General features: G+C 37.6%; 16 protein-coding genes. 11 read left to right on the plus strand and 5 right to left on the minus strand.

Features of this window, described 5'->3' with window-relative positions; all coding sequences use genetic code 11:
• Positions 1–75 precede the first annotated feature (75 nt).
• Both AC106K_RS24185 and AC106K_RS24190 read right to left on the minus strand, forming a co-directional pair.
• Positions 76–1,590 carry an amidohydrolase family protein gene (locus AC106K_RS24185; RefSeq protein ID WP_482448113.1) on the minus strand — a complete coding sequence of 505 codons (1,515 nt, stop codon included), beginning with the start codon at positions 1,588–1,590 and terminating at the stop codon, positions 76–78.
• A gap of 421 nt (positions 1,591–2,011) precedes the next feature.
• Entirely contained in the window at positions 2,012–2,821 is an 810-nt protein-coding gene (locus AC106K_RS24190; RefSeq protein WP_482448114.1) for a phospholipase D-like domain-containing protein, read from the minus strand.
• Positions 2,822–3,282: 461 nt separating this feature from the next.
• Here AC106K_RS24190 and AC106K_RS24195 point away from each other — a divergent pair, with 461 nt between their 5' ends.
• The 3 genes from AC106K_RS24195 (at position 3,283) to AC106K_RS24205 (ending at position 8,058) form a co-directional block, all read left to right on the plus strand.
• Positions 3,283–3,432 (plus strand): hypothetical protein, encoded by a 150-nt coding sequence (locus AC106K_RS24195; protein WP_482448115.1) that lies wholly within the window; start codon positions 3,283–3,285, stop codon positions 3,430–3,432.
• Positions 3,433–3,630: 198 nt separating this feature from the next.
• The gene (locus AC106K_RS24200; protein WP_482448116.1) at positions 3,631–6,585 is read left to right on the plus strand and encodes a SusC/RagA family TonB-linked outer membrane protein; all 2,955 of its coding nucleotides are present in this window, start codon (positions 3,631–3,633) and stop codon (positions 6,583–6,585) included.
• Positions 6,586–6,594: 9 nt separating this feature from the next.
• A complete protein-coding gene (locus AC106K_RS24205) occupies positions 6,595–8,058 on the plus strand; it encodes a RagB/SusD family nutrient uptake outer membrane protein (protein WP_482448117.1) in 1,464 nt (487 codons plus the stop codon).
• Positions 8,059–8,784: 726 nt separating this feature from the next.
• Here the strand turns inward: AC106K_RS24205 and AC106K_RS24210 are convergent.
• Positions 8,785–9,339, minus strand: a complete 555-nt coding sequence (locus AC106K_RS24210) for a hypothetical protein (RefSeq protein WP_482448118.1) — start codon at positions 9,337–9,339, stop codon at positions 8,785–8,787.
• A 540-nt stretch (positions 9,340–9,879) separates the two neighbouring features.
• Here AC106K_RS24210 and AC106K_RS24215 point away from each other — a divergent pair.
• Positions 9,880–11,334 (plus strand): hypothetical protein, encoded by a 1,455-nt coding sequence (locus AC106K_RS24215; protein WP_482448119.1) that lies wholly within the window; start codon positions 9,880–9,882, stop codon positions 11,332–11,334.
• 44 nt (positions 11,335–11,378) lie between these two features.
• The gene (locus AC106K_RS24220) at positions 11,379–11,918 is read left to right on the plus strand and encodes a hypothetical protein (RefSeq protein ID WP_482448120.1); all 540 of its coding nucleotides are present in this window, start codon (positions 11,379–11,381) and stop codon (positions 11,916–11,918) included.
• Between the two features lie 54 nt (positions 11,919–11,972).
• Here the strand turns inward: AC106K_RS24220 and AC106K_RS24225 are convergent, their stop codons facing one another.
• Positions 11,973–13,286, minus strand: a complete 1,314-nt coding sequence (locus AC106K_RS24225; protein ID WP_482448121.1) for a pepsin/retropepsin-like aspartic protease family protein — start codon at positions 13,284–13,286, stop codon at positions 11,973–11,975.
• A 573-nt stretch (positions 13,287–13,859) separates the two neighbouring features.
• Here AC106K_RS24225 and AC106K_RS24230 point away from each other — a divergent pair.
• On the plus strand, positions 13,860–14,888 hold the full coding sequence (locus tag AC106K_RS24230) for a serine hydrolase domain-containing protein (protein WP_482448122.1): 1,029 nt from the start codon (positions 13,860–13,862) through the stop codon (positions 14,886–14,888).
• A gap of 37 nt (positions 14,889–14,925) precedes the next feature.
• Positions 14,926–15,135: a hypothetical protein gene (locus AC106K_RS24235; protein WP_482448123.1), complete on the plus strand. Its 210-nt coding sequence runs from the start codon at positions 14,926–14,928 to the stop codon at positions 15,133–15,135.
• An 11-nt stretch (positions 15,136–15,146) separates the two neighbouring features.
• Here AC106K_RS24235 and AC106K_RS24240 read toward each other — a convergent pair whose 3' ends face one another.
• Positions 15,147–16,265 (minus strand): acyltransferase family protein, encoded by a 1,119-nt coding sequence (locus AC106K_RS24240; protein WP_482448124.1) that lies wholly within the window; start codon positions 16,263–16,265, stop codon positions 15,147–15,149.
• A 181-nt stretch (positions 16,266–16,446) separates the two neighbouring features.
• On the opposite strand from AC106K_RS24240, the gene AC106K_RS24245 reads away from it, so the two are divergent.
• From AC106K_RS24245 to AC106K_RS24260, 4 genes are all read left to right on the plus strand, one after another.
• The gene (locus tag AC106K_RS24245) at positions 16,447–17,511 is read left to right on the plus strand and encodes a sensor histidine kinase (RefSeq protein WP_482448125.1); all 1,065 of its coding nucleotides are present in this window, start codon (positions 16,447–16,449) and stop codon (positions 17,509–17,511) included.
• On the plus strand, positions 17,504–18,199 hold the full coding sequence (locus tag AC106K_RS24250) for a LytR/AlgR family response regulator transcription factor (RefSeq protein ID WP_482448126.1): 696 nt from the start codon (positions 17,504–17,506) through the stop codon (positions 18,197–18,199). Before AC106K_RS24245 ends, AC106K_RS24250 begins: the two co-directional genes overlap by 8 nt.
• A 369-nt stretch (positions 18,200–18,568) precedes the next feature.
• Positions 18,569–19,111, plus strand: a complete 543-nt coding sequence (locus AC106K_RS24255; RefSeq protein ID WP_482448127.1) for a hypothetical protein — start codon at positions 18,569–18,571, stop codon at positions 19,109–19,111.
• An 81-nt stretch (positions 19,112–19,192) separates the two neighbouring features.
• Positions 19,193–19,888 (plus strand): ABC transporter ATP-binding protein, encoded by a 696-nt coding sequence (locus tag AC106K_RS24260; RefSeq protein ID WP_482448128.1) that lies wholly within the window; start codon positions 19,193–19,195, stop codon positions 19,886–19,888.
• The last annotated feature ends 30 nt before the right edge of the window (positions 19,889–19,918 follow it).

Below are 19,918 nucleotides of genomic sequence, written 5' to 3' on the forward strand. Positions count from 1 at the left end.
ACATTATGGGTATTTTAAGGCGCAAGAAGATCTAAGATCTTCAGCAAGTGTTACACTTATTTTAAGTAGCTTTAGTTACTTGATTCCATTTAATTTAAGATTGCTCTTCTGAACAAAGTCATCCCACTGTCTGCTAAGATTTCCAACAGCCTGCTTCTTTTCACTTTCATTCATGGAAGAATAATTGATCGAATTAAAAACCAGTTTTTTCAAAGCCTTTACATCCAGATCCCAATATACATAAGCCATCCAGAAATCGTAGCTGAGTCCTTCATAGCCATAGACTGACGGGTCATCGCTGCTGATGGAACACTGCACTCCATTGCTGAGTAAAACTCTTGCAGGATGATTCCTCATATCACTTACATAGCCCAGAATCTGATTACTGATAGGGCTTACCTCAACAAGTCTGTTCTTCTCTCTGATCAGTTCCATTGCCTTCGGAAAATAGATGAGGTTCAGCCCATGACCGATTCTCTGATTATTCAGCAGCGCAATATCCAGAACATTTTTGTTGAAAACAGAATTACTTTCACCTGCATGGAGGAAAAGAGGCATTTCTACTCCATATTTCTTAGAAAGATCATTCAGCTTCGCCCAGCTATCCTGGAAATAATTGATGCTGTTACCTGCCGCTTCATCGGCAACCAGATCAAACCCGGAAATCATATCCGGATATTGTTTTTTAAGTTCGAAAGCGGTTTCCAGTTGTTTTTCAATCCCTGCATTTTTAAGAAACTTAAAGCTTGAATAAATTAATTTCAGGCTGAACTGAGGATTAGACTGTCTGATTTGTTTCACAATATCCTGCAAATCGGTAATGGAAGTCTTCAGCGGATATTTTCCATGCTGAAAATCGTAAAGTTCATCAAAGATAAATCTGATTTCCACATGCTGCACATTATCCTTGATGAGGTCCTGGAATCCTTTGGTGTAATATTCCTTAAAAAAGGGACGATACGGTAACAGTAAGCCGATACGCTGAAAACGTTTTTCAAATTCAATCCAATAATTGTTATACGTACATAGGTTGTCCCGCTTCAGGATAAGAAGATCCTGTAATTCTTTTTCAAAACCTGGTTTATCTCTGAGTTTCTGATCAAGACTGACAAACCCGTCAGGAACTTTTCCTTTCTCAAAGAAAGCAAGCTGCCCGAAAATGTACTTATCATTATCTTTCTGATCATAAACATAGCATTCTTTATATTTTCTTGCTGTTGCAATCATCCATTTCACATCGGTAACTCCTCCACTATGGGTGTGTAGCAATCCTCCTTTAGGCATCGAACGAATGACTTCAAACAATTTACTGCTTTCTATCATCGGTTTTATTTCGTTAAAGGAAAGGTTGTACAAAGGCATCTTCTTGTTTCCTGCTTCAGTGATCAAATCTTTGCGCAGTCTAAAGAGTTTCTGGTCCAATATCTTTTCCGGTTCAGACAGCTTCAGATCAGCATCAAATGCCAATCCTTCGTTTTCTTTCTCCAATGCCGTCCACTTCTGCTGATAAGAGGAACCTTCAGTTACTTTATTTTGGGCTCCCAGCAGCGGGAATCCTAAAACTAAGATATATGTAAGATATTTTTTCATAATACTATTGGGTGTTGCTTTATATGACCGTCATTCTTATTTTGAATGAAGGTTCACATGTATACAATAATTTCCAAAAATAATAATTAATTTTTCTGGTAAAACAGGGATATTGATCATGACCGTTTCCAGTGAGTATAAAACTTATATTGGGGTGGTCATGGTAAATAAAAGATCAGCATGCCGGATAGGATCTATATTTTTAATCATAAGATTGATGATAAGCCCTATCATTACAATGCAGAAAACAGTGACGATAAAAATGCCGGGGAAAACTTTTCATCATCGAACCGTCTGATTCATTTATTGTGATAAAATTAAAAAAAATTTCTTAAATCTGTTGATATAAGACGATAATTCCTGAAATTAAATTTTTATCAATTCAATATTAAGGATAAGTAATATTTGACGAAATTAGTGATTAGTAGAGTTCTTCGTGGTAGATTTTTCTCCCAAGATAAAAAAGCTCGTGTTTTTTAAGGTTTACATTATCTTCAAAAATATCATGAACAAAGCTGACCAGCTCATTTACTTTTTCCTTTTGGGTAATTCTGATCCGGGATTCAAAATTGGTGGTGAAACCGCTCTTCGTATAGTTCAATGAACCAAGATAGGCCACTTTCCTGTCGATCACATAGATTTTTGAATGGAGGAATTTACTCTCATAGCGGTTGTTCCGGATGAATTTGAAATTCAGATTTTCAGAATAATGGTATTTATAAATTTCCATTTTTTCCACTTCCGTCTTCTTTTCCCAGCATACGTAAAATCCATAAAGAGTGGCCACTGCAATCAGAAGGGCAAAAAAATTATTGGCATTGATCAGGTCATCAATAATATGAAGTCCGAAATAAGCGAGTGAAAAGATCCCCACGCAAAGCAAAACAACAGAAGACATCAGATAGATACTTTTCAGACTTTCTCTCCTTTCTTTTTTCTTTACATCTGTTACTTTATGCTGATGGATAAGTTTTCTGAGTACATCATCATACTGCTCGGGCCGTAGATCACTGAATGCCAGCCTTACATTCACTTCCCGGCTTTTCAGCATAAGAAGATCATCCACTTTGACTTCGTCTATATAAGGTGAAATGATCAAAACTTCTTCCTGCGCATTTAGAATATCTTTATTTACTTGATTTCCTGCGTTTTGCCCAACAAAAACTTCAACTCCTTCTTTATTTTCAGTATCAATTTTAAAATAATACTTTTTGTGTTCTCTGTAATACACTCCTGATTTTCTTAAATGCTATTCAAATGACGATGATTTCAATATACATCTTTCTTCAAAGAATACTGTTCAAAACTGAACAGACGCGATGTACTCTTGTTTTTAAGCGCCAAATGTACGTTTCTTTTCCTGGTATATTTTACGGTTTACCATAAAATTTAGACTTCTGAAAAAGAATACCGGCCAGAGCGATAAGAAACAGTTGTGCAATAAAATAAACAAAAAGTCTATAAAAACAATAGACTTATATTGTTAAGTTTTATTCATCCTAAAAAATGATAATAAACGAAAGATTAAAACATCAAATAACAAACTGAATTACAACACATTAAATGCAATATATTTATTATCCTACTAAATTAGTAGACTTGTATGATATTTCTCATACCCTATTTTAACAAAGTTTTATGAATTATTAAATAATTTTGACCCAGTTAAAAAAAACAATAAATTTTATTCTCATGAATAAGAACAACTTTGATTCTTACCTATGCAACATCACGGCAGCAAAATCTGTTCAGAAGCCCTGTACAGCAGCCGATTTTTCACAACACCATCCTTCTTCTAAGAAAATGTGTTTTGATATGATGTGCAAAATGATGATGTCATAATCTTCCCGGAAATACATTCATTACTGTAGGAATTGAAGCAGATGAATTCAAAGCTTCTTTAATCCGGAATTCTCTCCTGTACTATTTTAACAATCTTCTCTTATATCTTCTCTGAAAAGGGAGGCAGGGAATTATTTTTCATAACCGCAGAGACCGGCAGTAATACACACATTCAATTTTAAACCTAAGATTAATATAATGAAAAGAAAACAATGCAAAATTGGTGTATTGGCTGTGATCTTATCAGCTCAATATGCTTTTGCACAAACCAAAGACAGTCTTTCGAAGGAGACCTCCATCAAGGAAGTGGTGGTGGTAGCCTTCGGAAAGCAGAAAAAAGAAGAAATAACCGGATCTGTACAATCATTGAAAGCCAAAGATCTTTCTAATCTTCAAAATGGAAACATCCTTCAGGGAATTGGTGGTAAAGTAGCGGGAGTACAGGTGGTATCCTCCGGACAGCCCGGCTCACAGCCTACCATCAGAATGAGAGGAATAGGTTCTATCAACGCATCCAGCGACCCGTTAATTGTACTGGACGGTATTCCTTACAGTGGAAACCTGAACAGTATTGCGGCATCAGACATCGAAAGTATTTCTTTCCTTGAGGATGCTTCTTCCAACGCTCTGTACGGTTCCAGAGGAGCCAACGGAGTGATCATTGTGAATACTAAACGGGGTAAAAATAAAGGACTGAGCATTGAAGCAGATGTCAGAACGGGGGTCAATTTCAGATCGATTGAAGACTATTCGGTATATACTTCACCACAGGATTATTATACGGCATTCTACAATAGAGGAAGAATCGGGGAAATTGTAAGGCTAAAACAGCCGGGAGCTTTACCATCCGGCACTACGCCTCATGAGGAAGGTCTTTCTGCATTAAGTAAACTGGGTTATAATGTTTATAATCTCCCTTTCAATCAGCTGATTGGTAAAGACGGCTCGTTTAATCCTAATGCTAAACTTCTGTATCAGGATGACTGGAAAAAACTGCTTTTCAAACCTGCATTGAGAAGAGAAGCCACACTGGGGATCAATGCCAATGGGGATCAGGTAAAATCTTATACTTCTCTTAACTATCTGGATGATAAAGGATACCTTATCTCTTCAGGATTTGAAAGATTCGGGATCAGATCCAATGTGGATTATACCATTACTTCAAAATTAAAATTAACGAGTGCCCTCTCCTACACCTATAGTAAGCAGAATTTTGGGGAGACCGGTGGTTTTTCCAACCCATTCCAGTTTGCCAGAAACATCGCTCCTTTTTATCCGGTATATCTAAGGGATGACAATTACCAGAGGCTTTATGACAGCCACGGAAATGCCTTATATGACTACGGAGACGGGCAAGGTCCCAACGGAGCAGCAAGATCGTATGCGGTTTTTGAAAATCCGGTAGGGAATCTTCAAAAGGATAAGTCACAAACCACCAGCAACATTACCAATCTTAACCTTGGATTGAATTACGAGATCATTAAAGGGCTTGACTTCACCTATAATTTCGGGGCTTATCTTGAAAATGTAAAGAATCTTCAGTTCGGAAACACAGAAGGGGGAACTTCATCTTCTGTAGGGGGAACAATTTCTCAGAGTTCTATATTCAAATACACTCTGAATCATCAGCAGTTGCTTACTTATCAGAAAAAACTGGGCAAGCATAGCTTCAACATTCTTGTAGGGCATGAACTGAATAAAATAAAAAATGAAGGAATTTCCGGATCAAAGCAGCAGCTTTTACTGCCTAATTCAACATCTTTTGACAATGCGGTAAAAATAACGGATCTGTCAGGAAATGGGTATGAATATGCCGTGGAAGGATATTTCTCAAGACTTCTTTATAATTATGACGGAAAATATTTCTTCAATGCCAACATCCGAAGAGACGGTTCTTCTGTATTTTCACCGGAAAGCAGATGGGGGAATTTTTACGGATTAGGAGCAGCATGGAATGTTGCAAAGGAAGATTTCCTTAAAGACAACAGGGTAATCAATTCTTTAAAGTTAAAAGCTTCATACGGACAACAGGGGAATGACAATATCCTTCTGGACAGCTCTACAAGAGACTATTACGCTTATCAGGACATCTACGGGATCAATAATTTCGGGGATGGGAAGCCGGTTTTATCTCTTAAAAAACAGGGAAACAAGGATTTGAAATGGGAAACCTCCAAAAACCTGAATGCAGGATTTGAAATTTCTCTTTTAAATAACAGGATTAATCTGAATGCCGATTATTTTGAACGAAAGGTATCGGATATGATCTATACCCTTCCCCTCCCACCCTCTAATTCGGGCTCTTATGTAAAATACGGAAACATTGGTGATATGACCAACCGAGGGGTGCAGGCCAACATCAGCGTAGATATTTTCCGCACAGAGCAGTTTCAATGGAATGTTTATGCCAATGCAACTCATTATAAAAATACCATTACAAAACTCCCTGCCGAACAGAGAAATACAGGCCTCGTTAGTGGTTTGTTTATCCTTACGGAAGGCGGCGACCGCTATACCTATTATCTGAAAGAGTTTGCCGGGGTAAATCCTGAAAACGGAGATGCACAGTGGTACCGTACCATCATCAATCCTGATACCAAACAGGAAGAAAGAGTCATCACCAGCAATTATAAGGAAGCAACGGATTACAACACCGGGAAATCAGCAATTCCAAAGGTATATGGTGGATTCGGAACTGATATAACGTACAAACGATTCAACCTGGCGGTCAATTTTGCCTACCAGTTTGGAGGATACGGCTATGATGACATCTACAGAAGCTTATTCCATTCGGATATGTACCGATCCAATTATTCAACTGATCTGGATAAAACATGGACTCCGGAAAATCCTACTGCAGCCCTGCCAAGAGTAGACCTTACTGCTACGAATCAGAACGGGAATTCTACATTGTATCTGATCAAATCAGATTACATCAGCCTTCAGGACGTGACTTTATCTTATCAGCTTCCTGATGCGTTTGCAAAACAGGCAGGCCTATCTGGATTAAAAATTTATTTCACAGGAAATAATCTTTATCTGTGGTCTAAAAGAAAGGGATATGACCCGAGAGCTTCTCTGACCGGAGTTTCGGATGCCTACAAATACTCTCTGTTATCAAGCGTTTCTTTAGGCTTTAAATTAACATTTTAAAAGAAAACAATGAAAAGAATAAAATACTTTATAGCCGCTATTACGATTGCCACCGTGATCAATAGCTGCTCCAGTGATCTGAATACACTGCCGGAAGGAGACATCTCCGGTGAACAGCTGAATGATGATCAGTCAAAACCTGAAAAGATATTAGGCGGAATTTACCTTGATCTCAGAAGTAACGGTGCCGGAGGAACAACTTCTCACTCAGATTTCGGAATCATGGCCATTAAAGCAGGAGCTGACCTGATGTCTAATGATGTGATTCAGGCGACCAATCAGCACCTGGGAATGTTTTATAATTATGAAGCAACCAATGCCAGTAATCTGGCTTCAGAAATTGTATGGACAACGTTCTACGCCAGAATATTTATTATCAACAAACTACTTGACGATCTTCAGACAGATACAAGTGCAAAGAACAGAGCTATCAAAGGACAATTGCTTGCACTGAGGGCTTATTCTTATTTCTATCTGGTTCGTTTCTATGCTAATGACTATAAAGGACATCCATCTGATCCGGGACTTCCTCTTGTTCTTACAGGCAGCAACCAAAGCCAGGGACTTCCAAGATCTACAGTATCCGAGGTTTACGGACAGATCATCAAAGATATTGAAGAATCTATTGTACTTCTGGATAGCTTTGCACGCCCATCAAGAGCACAGATTGACCAAAGAACAGCCAAAGCCATTGCTGCTGAGGTATTTTTACAGACAGGAGATTATGTAAAAGCCGGAAAATATGCAGCAGAAGGTAAGCAGGGAATCCCTCTAATGACTGAAGACGACTACACCACCACCGGATTTTCGAATATCAATAATCCTGAAGTGATATGGGGTTTTCATAATAATGTTTCTACGATGAGTATCGGAAATTATTATGCTTCGTTCTTCTCAATGTTTGATAATACGAATGAAGGCTATGCCGGTGCTGCCCAGATCAGAAAGCTTATCGACAAACGTCTTTATGAAGCGATCCCGGCAACGGATTACCGTAAAAAAGTATTTAATGGCAGCCAGAACGCTTCTTATACGTTCAACGGAAAAACAAAAAATTATCCGGCTTATGTAAGCTGGAAGTTTAAGGACCCAAGCCTTTTTGAAGGAGATTATATCTACATCAGAGCATCTTCTCTTTATTATATAGAAGCTGAAGCTCTTGCGAGACAGGGAAGAGAGGCTGAAGCCAGACAGATTCTGTTTGACATTACCTCCAAAAGAGATAAAAGCTATCTATTATCATCAAAATCAGGCAATGAGCTTATCAATGAGATCGTTCTTCAAAAAAGAATAGAGCTTTGGGGTGAAGGCTATGCATGGTTTGATATGAAAAGATTAAATACCCCTCTGGAAAGGATATATCCGGGCACCAACCATACTTTTGGAAGGTTTAACCTCACACCGGATAAGTTCAGATTCCAGATCCCGAATAAAGAGATTAATAATAACCCACAAATCAAGCAGAATGAGTAAATAAAAAGAACATTAGCTGAAAAGCACAACAAATTTTAATATATTTTGAAGAAGAGGCGGTCTCATGGGACCGCCTCTTGTTTGATCTACCGACCTAAGCGAAAATTCTATAGACGAGTTTACAGCATACCACATCCGAGGCAATATTCGGCGGTATACAATTTTATCGAAGATAAAATCCTTGTGCCTTACAACACTTTGTATGTAAAAGAACTTGCGCCTTTGCGATTTCCAACCTTTCATACTTTCTGCACAGAACCCTGGTCATCTGTAAAACCTGCGAACCAATAATTTTATTTTCATTAAAATCAATGTCATCCGCTGAAAATAAAAGTCAATCCAAAGAATTCAACAGCACAAAATAACGGCACTCCAGAATTTCCTTTTCTATTTCATATTGCGCTTTCATTTTGGGAGTGCTTTTTTATTTCTATGCTGTTAAGCTTTTTGAGCTCTATTAAAATTTTGCAAATGACGTAGATTTGTTGGAAATCGCAAAGGCGCAAAGGATTATATACATTATGGGTATTTTAAGGCGCAAGAAAATCTAAGATCTTCAGCAAGTGTTACACTTATTTTTTTTTGCACGAATCCACGAATAAAATATCTGCTGTAGAGTCTCTACTCATAACAATATAATTCATGTATCCGTGGCAAAACAAAGCTACAACCCTTTTTACTTTAGTATTTGTGGTTGAGAAATACAAAATCTGGTATCAGCTACTTTTATTTTTCGGACAGAAATTTGTATTTACCGATCAGAATATCCAGAATTCCCGCACATAAATAAAACAGACCACCAGCCAGCATATTCATAAGAATGTCTCTATTTGAATAGAATATAAGTGAAAACATAGACAACAGCAAAACCACAAACCACAACAATAATTTTGCTGCAAAAACTCCTGCAATCCGCGCTGTCATCTCTTCATCCTTCACCATCAGTGACTGGATCATACATTGAATCAGAATCATTACGTATCCGTAAAAAAGCTCTTTCTGATCAAACAGATCAAAGGTATAGAAATAGAGAACCGGACCGGAAAGACACATCAGCCATACCAACAGTCTCAGAAAAAAATTTGCTTTAATCCCTTTAGAAAAAACAAACGATGAAAAAATAAATAAGGGATAGACTAAAAAAACGGAGTACAACATATACTTATACGTCAGAAGTTCCGCTGTTTCTTTACCATCCGAGAGCCAAAACAAACGGAAGTATAAAAACGAAAGGTAAAATGAATTCAGACTAAAACCAATAGATAAAACTCTGTGCCTCATAATAATTTGTCAGGATCTGCTGAGTGTTGCCTTTTTAATATCTGTCAATTTATAAAAAATTGCTGATAAAATTGCAGCCTTATACTTTTCTGATTAAAAGTTCAATGAAAGCTATTAATGAGAGAAAATCTTTTTTAGGATCAGCAAAGATTGTCGCCAACTTTAAGAAAGAATTTAATAAAATACAACGATTGGTCTAAAATCCTAAGATAGGACTAAGAAAAAATATGCAGATAAAAATAAGTCTAAGATAGCTATATTATTCTTTTTTTGCAATATGATATAAAACACTTGTATTACAACAAATTATATATATTAAAATAAGAGGTGTAATTATTTATTTTTATTACTTTTGTGAAAATAAATCTTTATACTTGAGAAAATTATTTCCATACAAGCACAAATACGGAATATTTTAACATTTTTAAATATGAATATTTTTCATATTTTCCCATTTCATTTATTTTCCTAAAAGATTCTTTCTCAAAAAAACCTCTTTAAAATGCACACGTTGGTATTTGCACAAAACAGCATATAATTATGAAAACATCTATCAGAACACCCCTCTTCTCATTGAAGGCAAAAAAATTGGCCTTTACGGCTTTATTTCTTTCGCTTTTTTCGCAAACCGGTTTTGCACAGACAAGAGTTGTCGTGAATCCCGGCCTTGAGTTTGGGATGCCCAATGGTACAGTCAACCAGCTTGATGCGAATTTTGGATTTGGGGCGACCTTTGATGCCGGAGCTCCGGTAACTTCCCCATGGTATACATCACACCCTACACAGGCAGGTGCCTGTTCTGCCGGTGGTTCCGGAGACTGTCACCCTATTGAAGTATGGGGTTCAGGATTCAACGGAGTCAATGCTTCACAGGGAACTAACTTTGTTGAGCTGAATGCATTCGTCAGTTCAATGATTTACCAGAATATGTACCTGGCAACGGGTGACATTATTACGTATTCTTTCATGCACAGAGCAAGATCCCGTACAGCGGAACAGGCAGCAATGGTTATTGAAGATCAGAATCAGGTAAATATTGCTACAGTAAGAGCAACCACTACCCCTGCAAGTATGACCAACTGGACTAATTATCAGGGTACTTATACTTTCAACGGTGCTTCAGGTGTTTACCGTGTAGGTTTCAGAGCATTGGTTGATGGAGGATCTCCAGGTTTAGGAAACTTTTTGGATGACATCAGAATCTCACTGAATCCGCTTATTGACTTAAAATTCTCTAATGCATTATCATCTTGTGAAGGTTCAAGCAACGGTAACCTGTTTTTAAGAATCAGTGGTGCCGTAGCCGCAGCAACAACAGTAGCTGTTCAGCTGGTAGACCCGGCGAATGGTACTGCATTTGCTACAGATAGTGACATTACTTTAACTCCGGTTGCCAACTCCAACGGTACGCCAACAATTTCCCACACTCCGGGAAGTACAATCTACCTGATTACCATCCCACCAGGGAACTATGACGGGGGTGTTATTCCAGGGTATGCAAGTCCCAATAACGACGAAGATGGAATCGCCATTAATATTGCATCAGTCAATGACGGAATTGATGAACCCAACGAAACCTTTAAGTTTGAGATCAAGCAACAGGGAACAAATGGTTCTACCAACAATTTTGTTTCAACATCATCTCCTGTATTTGGTGACACGTATTATCCTACTACCAATAATTATATCATCCAGAGATGTATATGCTATGATGACGCCAATACCGGAACTGCAGGAGTAGACTCTAAGTTTGGTATTACCCTTTTAAAAAGAGCGGGAGGTAACAGCAGCAGCTGGCCAATGCTGAGAAAATCAGCTCATGCTGTTTTGGAATCAAATACTCAGGGATTCGTTATCAACAGATTAACCACACTTCAGATCAACGCTATTGTATCTCCACAAGAAGGCATGATGGTCTATGACACAACGGCAAAATGCCTGAAATTATACGACGGAACCGCATGGAACTGCTTCAGTACTCCAACCTGTCCATAAAATTTATATAGTATCATCGCCATCGAATTAAAAATTTAAAGAAAATGAAAAAAATACTATTAACAATCTTTATAGGAGCAACAGCTCTATCAAATGCACAGGTTGTGATTGGAAATGCTATCGGCACAGCAGCTGTAAAAACATCTGTTCTCTTAGAATTTCCTGCCAACCAGAACAAAGGACTTATTTTGCCCTATGTACGAACTCTTCCTGCCACTCCGGCCGAAGGAACTCTGCTTCTTGATGCTACCGACCCTACCAAAGCCCGTATAAAATACTACAACGGTGCATGGGTAGACTTAAGCGGACAAGACTCGAATATTACAAGTACCTTAGCAACCCAGCCCACTGCTGCACAAGTATCGGAATTTCCATCTGCAAAAGTAATTGTAGGGGCCAAATCCAGCACAGCTAATGGAGTTCTGGTTTTAGAATCTACGACCAAATCAATGGTTCTGCCTATTGTAGCTGATGTACAGAATATTCCAAGTCCTTCACCAGGAATGATGGTTTACGTGAATAAAGCAGGAGCGAAACGTTTAGCTGTTTACAACGGCAGCAAATGGTCTTACTGGAAACCGTAATAATCTCAGACTATATAATAAAAACCCACTTCCGAAACGAAGTGGGTTTTATCTTTAATCAAATTTAATGAACATCTGATCAAAGTTCAGGGTCATTTTTTTGAATTGGCGGATCACATCCTGCCCCATATTTCCGTAAACATATTCTTTATTGATCTTGGATGTCAGCAAACTGATATTTTTCAGAGGCACCTGTTTTCCCAATATATGAAAGGTGTGATTTATTTTAAATCCATCATATTCAACCTTTCCTCCTGCCCCACCCATACTGATTCTGGAGATCTTGTACTGCCGGTCAATACTCTTTTTATTTTTTTCATAAAAGGGAGCGTATAAAATGGTATGATCTGCACCGGTATCAAAGGTAAAATGCTGACCATCCACAAAGATAAGCGGAGTCAGTCCGTCAATGGCCATATTGGAAGTTCCGTTTATTTTCGTTTCCTGATCGGGAACCATAAAATAATCATCCTGCGTCAGCTGCACCTCCTTTAGAGCCTCTATCACCGGAAATCCAAGAATTCCGTTAATCTGATAACTGATCTGCGGAAAACTAAGCTCCTTATCTGCAAGAACCAGGAATACTGCATTTTCAATCGTAATATTTCCCAACATCAGTTTTTCACAGACTGCAAGATCTGCCTTTACAGCAATACCCGTGATGGCATCCACATCAATATCGGCAGGAATAATGTTCATTTTCAACCGCCTGGCAGCCGTAGCAGAAATCGTAGATATATTGGCTCCGGTATCAAAAATAAAGTTCATAGAATCTTCTTTTGTCTTCACTTTCAGATTTTTCAGATTTGCAACATCTTTTTGCATTTTCAGACGGGTATTTCCATTTTTGGTAATCTTCTGTGCCGGCTGTTTCTCAAGGGCCGTCCAGATCTTGAGATTATTTTTCAGATCAGTTCTTTCTTCTTCTGTAAGCAGATGATCGTATTTATGGAGTGCTTCCTCTACTGCATTTTTTGCTCCGGCATAGTCGCTGCGTTTCATACAGTTGTCTTCTTTAATATGCAAAATCTTAGGCATCAGAGAATCCGAAAGCTCTTTTTCAGAAGCCAGAAGCTTCAGAATCTTACGGTTAGATTCCTCAGGTTTGTTAAAAGCATTATCAAGAATGGCTTCTATAAAATACTTATCATTTGCGGATAATTTTTTCTCTGTTCCTTCAAAAAGATTCCGGGCCTTGAAAAAATTCTTCTGTTTTATCTGCCTGTATATATTTTCAAATGCAGAATTATGAGTTTGCCCCCATCCTGAAACAGACATCAGCAGCATTACGGATGTCAGTAGCTTAAAGATGGTTTTACCTACAAGAGCTAATCTTGTCTCTGTATATTTTTCTATTCGCTTTCGCATTTCATTCATAGTATTGGTATCTGTTATTGACAGGTTAAAAATTCACACGGATCATTTAATATAAAAATAGGAAGATCATTTATTTTTCTCTCTTCCATTGATCATGATGGCAAAAATTCAGGTAAAAACAAATGACACCATTATTTTAAATGATGCCATTCTATACAATTTGATATTCAATAAAACTAGTTTTTATCCTGCTTATATTTTGGGGTTCTTTAAGTTTATCAAAGTCTTTAGCATAAAAATACAAATTTTCATGAAGGTGATTTATGCTTCTGGTCATAATAAGTAAAAGACTCAGATAAAATGAATTCCGATACGGAACACAGAAAACTCAAATTCTACCAGTATTTCCAATGAATCTCCTGTTAAAAATAAGGGGTCAATGATAAAGCCTGATTCTTCAATTCTGATCTCAGTTTTTAAACATCATAACTATCAGAATACAGTTTTATAACGTTCTCTGTTCAAAAAAATTATCATTAATCTCTTAAATTTTCACAATCTTTCAAAACAAGGTCAGAAAATAGATATATTTGACAGCAAAAACACTCAACACCACTATTTATCATGAAGAAGACCATTTTTGCATTATCCATCCTGTTTTTAAGCTCACCTCTTTTTTCACAAAAGAAACCCAATTATACCCATAGGATCGACAGCATTATGACAGCCTCTTCTCCACTCACCTTCAATGGTGTTGTTCTGGTTTCTCAAAAGGGTAAAATACAATACCTGAAAGCTAATGGCTATAGAGATTTTGAAAAGAAGATTCCTTTGAAGACGGATGACCAGTTCGAAATCATGTCCAACTCGAAACAGATCACTGCTGTTTTGGTTTTACAGGCTGCAGAACAGGGAAAGCTTAATCTGAAGACTCCTATAAAGAAATACCTTCCTTCTCTTACGCAGTCCTGGGCAGACACTGTTACTGTCCATCATCTCCTGAATCATACACATGGCATTACAGATACAGAGAAACCTGCTGCATTCAAAGCCGGTTCACAGTTTAAGTACGGAAATCTTTCTTATATGCTGTTGGGAGAAATTCTTAAAAGCACTACCGGCAAAGATTTTACGGAACTCGCCCAGTCCCTTTTCAAAAAACTGAAAATGGACAAGAGTTTTATCTATAACGTGAAGAATAATCAGTCTCTTGTATCCGGCTACAGAAGCGATAATAATCAGTTTGAAAAGGTGAAAGAATCATTTTTGAATCAAGAGATTGCCCCTGCAGCAGGCGTCATTTCTACTGTACAGGATCTTGCCAAGTGGGATGAAGCCCTCTTTAAAGGAAAACTTTTATCTCCGGAGTTTCAGAAACTGATGCTTACTCCTTCTACCACTGCCCAACATAACGTTTTCGGTAAAGAAAGCATGGGATTTGGTTATAATGTAAGATTCATCAAAGAAGCCGGCCTCGATTATTATGGAGTTACCGGGCTTGGAGACGGATTTACATGCCTTAATGTATATTTTCCTTCTACGGATACCTCTTTAATTATCCTCGAAAACCAAATGCCTAAGAAGAGTGAAAACTGGAGCTTTCAGGAAGCTGCCATCAAAAATACCGTATTGAAAACTATGACTTCTAAATAATGATGACATCCAATTCTTATAGAAACACTATTCGACTATGGGAATCCTATTACTTATTTTCTCAGTAACTGCTATCGCTGTTTTGTTTGTTTCAAAGTTAAAAATACCGGGAAAACAAAAAATTCTGTGGTCGGTTTGTATCATCATCAGTATTCTATTTCTGACCATCTATCTGTTTATTAAAGGATTTGAAAGGGGACGGGATCCCAAAATGCCCGCGGAAGAATTCACCCAACCTGTAAGATAAATTTTCCCTACCTATTTCTCTCTTTTTAATATCCGGAATTTAATCCGCGAAAAAGGAATTTCAAGCAGAAACCGATACAAAATTCCACCTGTAATACAAGCCAGCAAACAAAAAACCAGACTGATATGACCCGATGTCTGAATGTCACAACGTTCAAGCGCAGCCTGAGTCATATGAATAATTCCTTTGTGTGAAAGGTAGACAGCATAAGATAGAGCCGCCAGCTGTGAGGTTATATAAGACTTCGACCGGTACAGAAATGATGATTTTGAGACTGCAGACATCACAATCATTCCATAGCTTACCGCCACGATCGTAAATCCGAATAATGAAGCCCGCTCTGAAGCCTGATCATCGCACACCCAAAAGGAAATTCCCAACAACAGCATTCCCCCCAGAAAGATCATATTTCCGTTCTGGTGAACCCATTTTTTAAATCCTGATGAATATTGCATTAAATATCCGATCAAAACTCCGACACTAAGCCCATCCAGCCTTGTATGTGTAGGATAATAGATCTTCATATACCATAATCTCCAGAAATCCAGAGAACCGGGTTTCAAAGTGGTAATACACTCATTCCATACCATCAATCTGTACATTATTGAAAAAGCAATCACAACTATGATCAGTAAAGGCAGATATTTAAAACGTTTGGTTTTCGCTGCGATAAGAAGTAATACAGGAAGGATAAGATAAAACTGTTCTTCGATACATAGTGACCATGCATGAGAGAAGGTTCCCCGGTCAATGACATTGAGACCATAGTTCTGGGTAAATGTCAAAAATTTCCATAAGGGAGATAATGCTTCCCGCTCTCTGAATAAAGGAATCGCAAAATACAGGAAAAGGGTAAAAAGATAAGGCGGAATGATTCTGAAAAAACGTTTGATATAAAATATTTTTAAACGAAGACTCCCTTTGGCATCAATTTCTTTAAACAACTGCCCCGAAATGAGGAATCCGCTTAAGACAAAAAATAGATCTACCCCGGTCCAGCCAAATCTTCCCACACGGTCAATCCATAAAGGATGTTCAAACGCCCGGTAATGATACATTAGCACCAGTATAATGGCTGCCGCTCTCAGGTGATCCAGCCCATAAAGTCTTTCTGAAGGTTCTTCTGTCATTTTTTTCCAGCAAAGATTGAGCAATCTTCAATCGGTTTTTTGTCCGGCATTCAGACAACCTATAATCTGCTGTCAACGGTACAACCTGCAGTTTACATCCATCATCAGGTTATTCATCTTATTTTTGTATCCTTTGGCATCCGCTTCGGTGGTGATACACTAAGTTTTTATATTTTTGATCATGGCGAAACCCTATTCAAAGATTCATATCAGACAGCATCTGTATTTTCAGTTATTCTTCTGGACTGCCCTATTTCTATTTGGAGTAGCAAGAACTTATGGTGAGTATTCGGAAGGCATTTTCAAAGAGTTAATTATTTACAATTTCTGTCATTGGATTTTTCAGATCATGGGAGCCAATTGGATTTATTATGTTCTGATCCGTCAGTTTTCTGATCGCAAAAAGTATATTGAGTTTGTAGTATATCTTGTGATTAGTCTTTATTTTATCTCCGTTATTAATAGAATTTTCATTGTTTATCTCGCCGAGCCCTTTTTTACAGATCTGCCTAAAGACAGCATCATCAGTATATTGACCGATATAAAGTATCTTCTGTTCCATTATACCTTCCCTATTATCAGCGGAGCCTTTATATTCATTGCCATCATGTTTATCTTACGGTATAAAGATGAAAAAGAAAACACGATAAGGCTGCAAAAAGAAAAAACCGAACTTGAACTGCAGTTTCTGAAATCCCAGCTTCACCCTCATTTCCTGTTTAATACCCTGAATAATATTTATTCTCTTTCTGTAAGCCAGTCTGATAAAACATCTCAATCGATCAGCCAGCTTTCTGATATTCTGGATTATATTTTATACAAAGGTCAGAAGAAATGGGTTTCGGTTTCTGATGAAATGGCGATTATCGATCATTATATTTCCCTGGAAAGTCTCCGGTATCATGATGAAAGATTAAAAATAAGCAAACAGGTGGCCATTCATTCTGCTAATGCTATTCCGCCATTGTTATATCTTACCTTGGTAGAAAATGCCTTCAAGCATGGAGCGGGAAAAAGTTCAGCAACGACTGAAATAAAAATTGAGGCAGAAACCAACAGTCAGTATTCTGTTTTCAAAATTGAGAATACCTGCACCGGAAATCAAAGCAATAATGAAAGTGGAATAGGACTTCAAAATATAAGGAAGCAACTCCGGCATCATTACCATGAAAATTTTGATTTCAGAGTTTCACAGGAAAACAATATTTTTAAAGTTGAAATAATCACTCCTTCCCACCATGATTAAATGTATCATTGTAGACGACGAGCCTTTAGCTACAGCATTACTGGAAAATCATCTCTCTAAAATCGACGGTTTGAAACTTGTCGGAAAAGCGGCTAATGCGATCGAAGCCTATAAGATCCTTCAGAATCAGACAGTAGATCTCATGTTCCTCGATATTCAGATGCCGGATCTGAGCGGAATTGATTTTCTGAAATCACTTCCTCAAAAGCCCAGAACCATTTTCACAACGGCTTACCGCGACTTTGCCATTGAAGGGTTTGAACTTGAAGCTGTAGATTACCTTTTGAAGCCGATCACCTTTGAACGTTTCTTCAAGTCGGTAGAACGTATTCTGAGAAATGCTCCGGATACAAAAGAAGACTTCATCATCATAAAAACTGAAGGAATGCACAGGAAGCTCCTTCTTTCTGAGATCCTATATCTGGAAAGTCAGGGAAATGATGTCAAAATTGTTTCCGTTGCTCAGGAAAACGTTATTTCCAAAACTAAGATTGCACATCTTGAAACAGCTTTATCCGGTAAAGGTTTTGTAAGAATTCACAGATCTTTTATCATCAATACCAGATTCGTTACCGCATTCAGCAGCCATGAAGTTCTTCTCGGCGATCATCACATCCCGGTAGGAAGAAGCTATAAACAGGAATATGATTCTTTCACGGATCTCATTTTAAAAAAACGGCTGCTATAAACTGCCTATGAAGTACTTAATGCCTGAAGAAAATGAATTCTTATCTCGTCAGTCATCATTTTTAACATTTATTTTAAATTATTTTTAACACCACCTCTTGAAAAGCTTATTTCTAATCTGTTTTTCAACACCTTACACCATGTTGATTTAGATTATTTCACCAAAACGTGTTCTATAGCCATTCTATAAGAAATATGTAACAAAATGATTGACAATATTTTGCAACACCAATGACATCCATAGTATTCGCAGCCAATCCCCTATAAATATTAAAAAAAAGTGTTACTTTTGTTTCAAGTTAATAAAAGTATTTACCTTTTTATTAGTAAATTTAAGTGCACCAATTTATAAAACATTAAAATTCATTCCATGAGAAAAATAATTCTACTTATTACATGTATGTTCGGTATTTCGGTTTTCTCACAGATCAAAGTGTTGAAAAATGAAAGTTTGGTGGAAGTTGGTAAAGATAATTCCGTTGGTCTCTATAAAAAGGAAGATAAATTTACAATCAATTACCAGGACCTTAACACCAGCAACCTGAATACGATCAGATCTTTTTCATTCCAGAACCTTAACGGAGATGTAGCAGGGTTATATAAACTGATTATGGATGGTTTTATATCAGCTCCTGATGAAAATGTGATCCTGGAACTTCCTAATGACATTATTGAGCTGCATTATGAAAAAAACTACGGCCAGCAAACCGTACAGTTTATTCAGGTGATCAATAAAAACAGAAAGTACATCGGAAAATCACAGTTTCTTACCCAGAAACAGGTTGATAAAGTCTTTGGAAGAACCAATGGAAAGTATGTGCTGTATGACAAGCCTGCTCCGGGTGCCAATAAATCCGGATCCAGTACTGCTTCTACAGCTACCCCTTCAAGCGGGAAAAAATCAAGAAAATAATCATATTTTATAAATATTACGAAACTCATTCCATTGAATGAGTTTTTTTATTTTATTTTTGCAGAAAGACATTAAAAACATATGCCGCTTCAGATCATCAATCTAACCAAAAAATTCGGTGAACAGACCGCTCTTGACAATATCAACATCTCTATTGACCAAAATGAGATCATCGGTCTTCTCGGCCCCAACGGAGCCGGAAAATCTACCCTCATGAAATCGATCGTAGGTGCCCTGAAAATTGATCAGGGGGAGATCATCTTTAATGGCTTAAACATTTCCGACCATGAGATTGAAAGCAAGAAAAAAATAGGTTTCCTGCCGGAAAACAATCCGCTTTATCTGGAAATGTATGTGAAAGAATATCTTCAGTTTGTGGCCAATATTCACAAAATCACTGAATCCAGAGTAGATGAGGTGATCAAACTGGTAGGCATTACTCCTGAAAAATCTAAGAAAATAGGACAGCTTTCCAAAGGATACAAACAACGTGTAGGGCTGGCACAGGCAATTCTTCATCAGCCTGACCTTCTGATTCTGGATGAACCTACCAATGGATTGGATCCTAACCAGATTCTTGAAATCAGAAATGTAGTAAAGGAAATCGGACAGCAAAAGACCGTTTTACTTTCCACGCACATCATGCAGGAAGTGGAAGCGCTTTGCTCCAGAGTGATTCTGATTCATAAAGGAAATATTCTTCAGGATTGTCCGATTGATGAGTTTAAAGGAAAATTCGACAGTCTGGAAGAAGCATTTGCGAGTTATACTGTATAAATCATATGAAAATCGCCCGAAAATTTTTTC

The sequence above is a fragment of the Chryseobacterium sp. FR048 genome, from assembly GCF_056844665.1.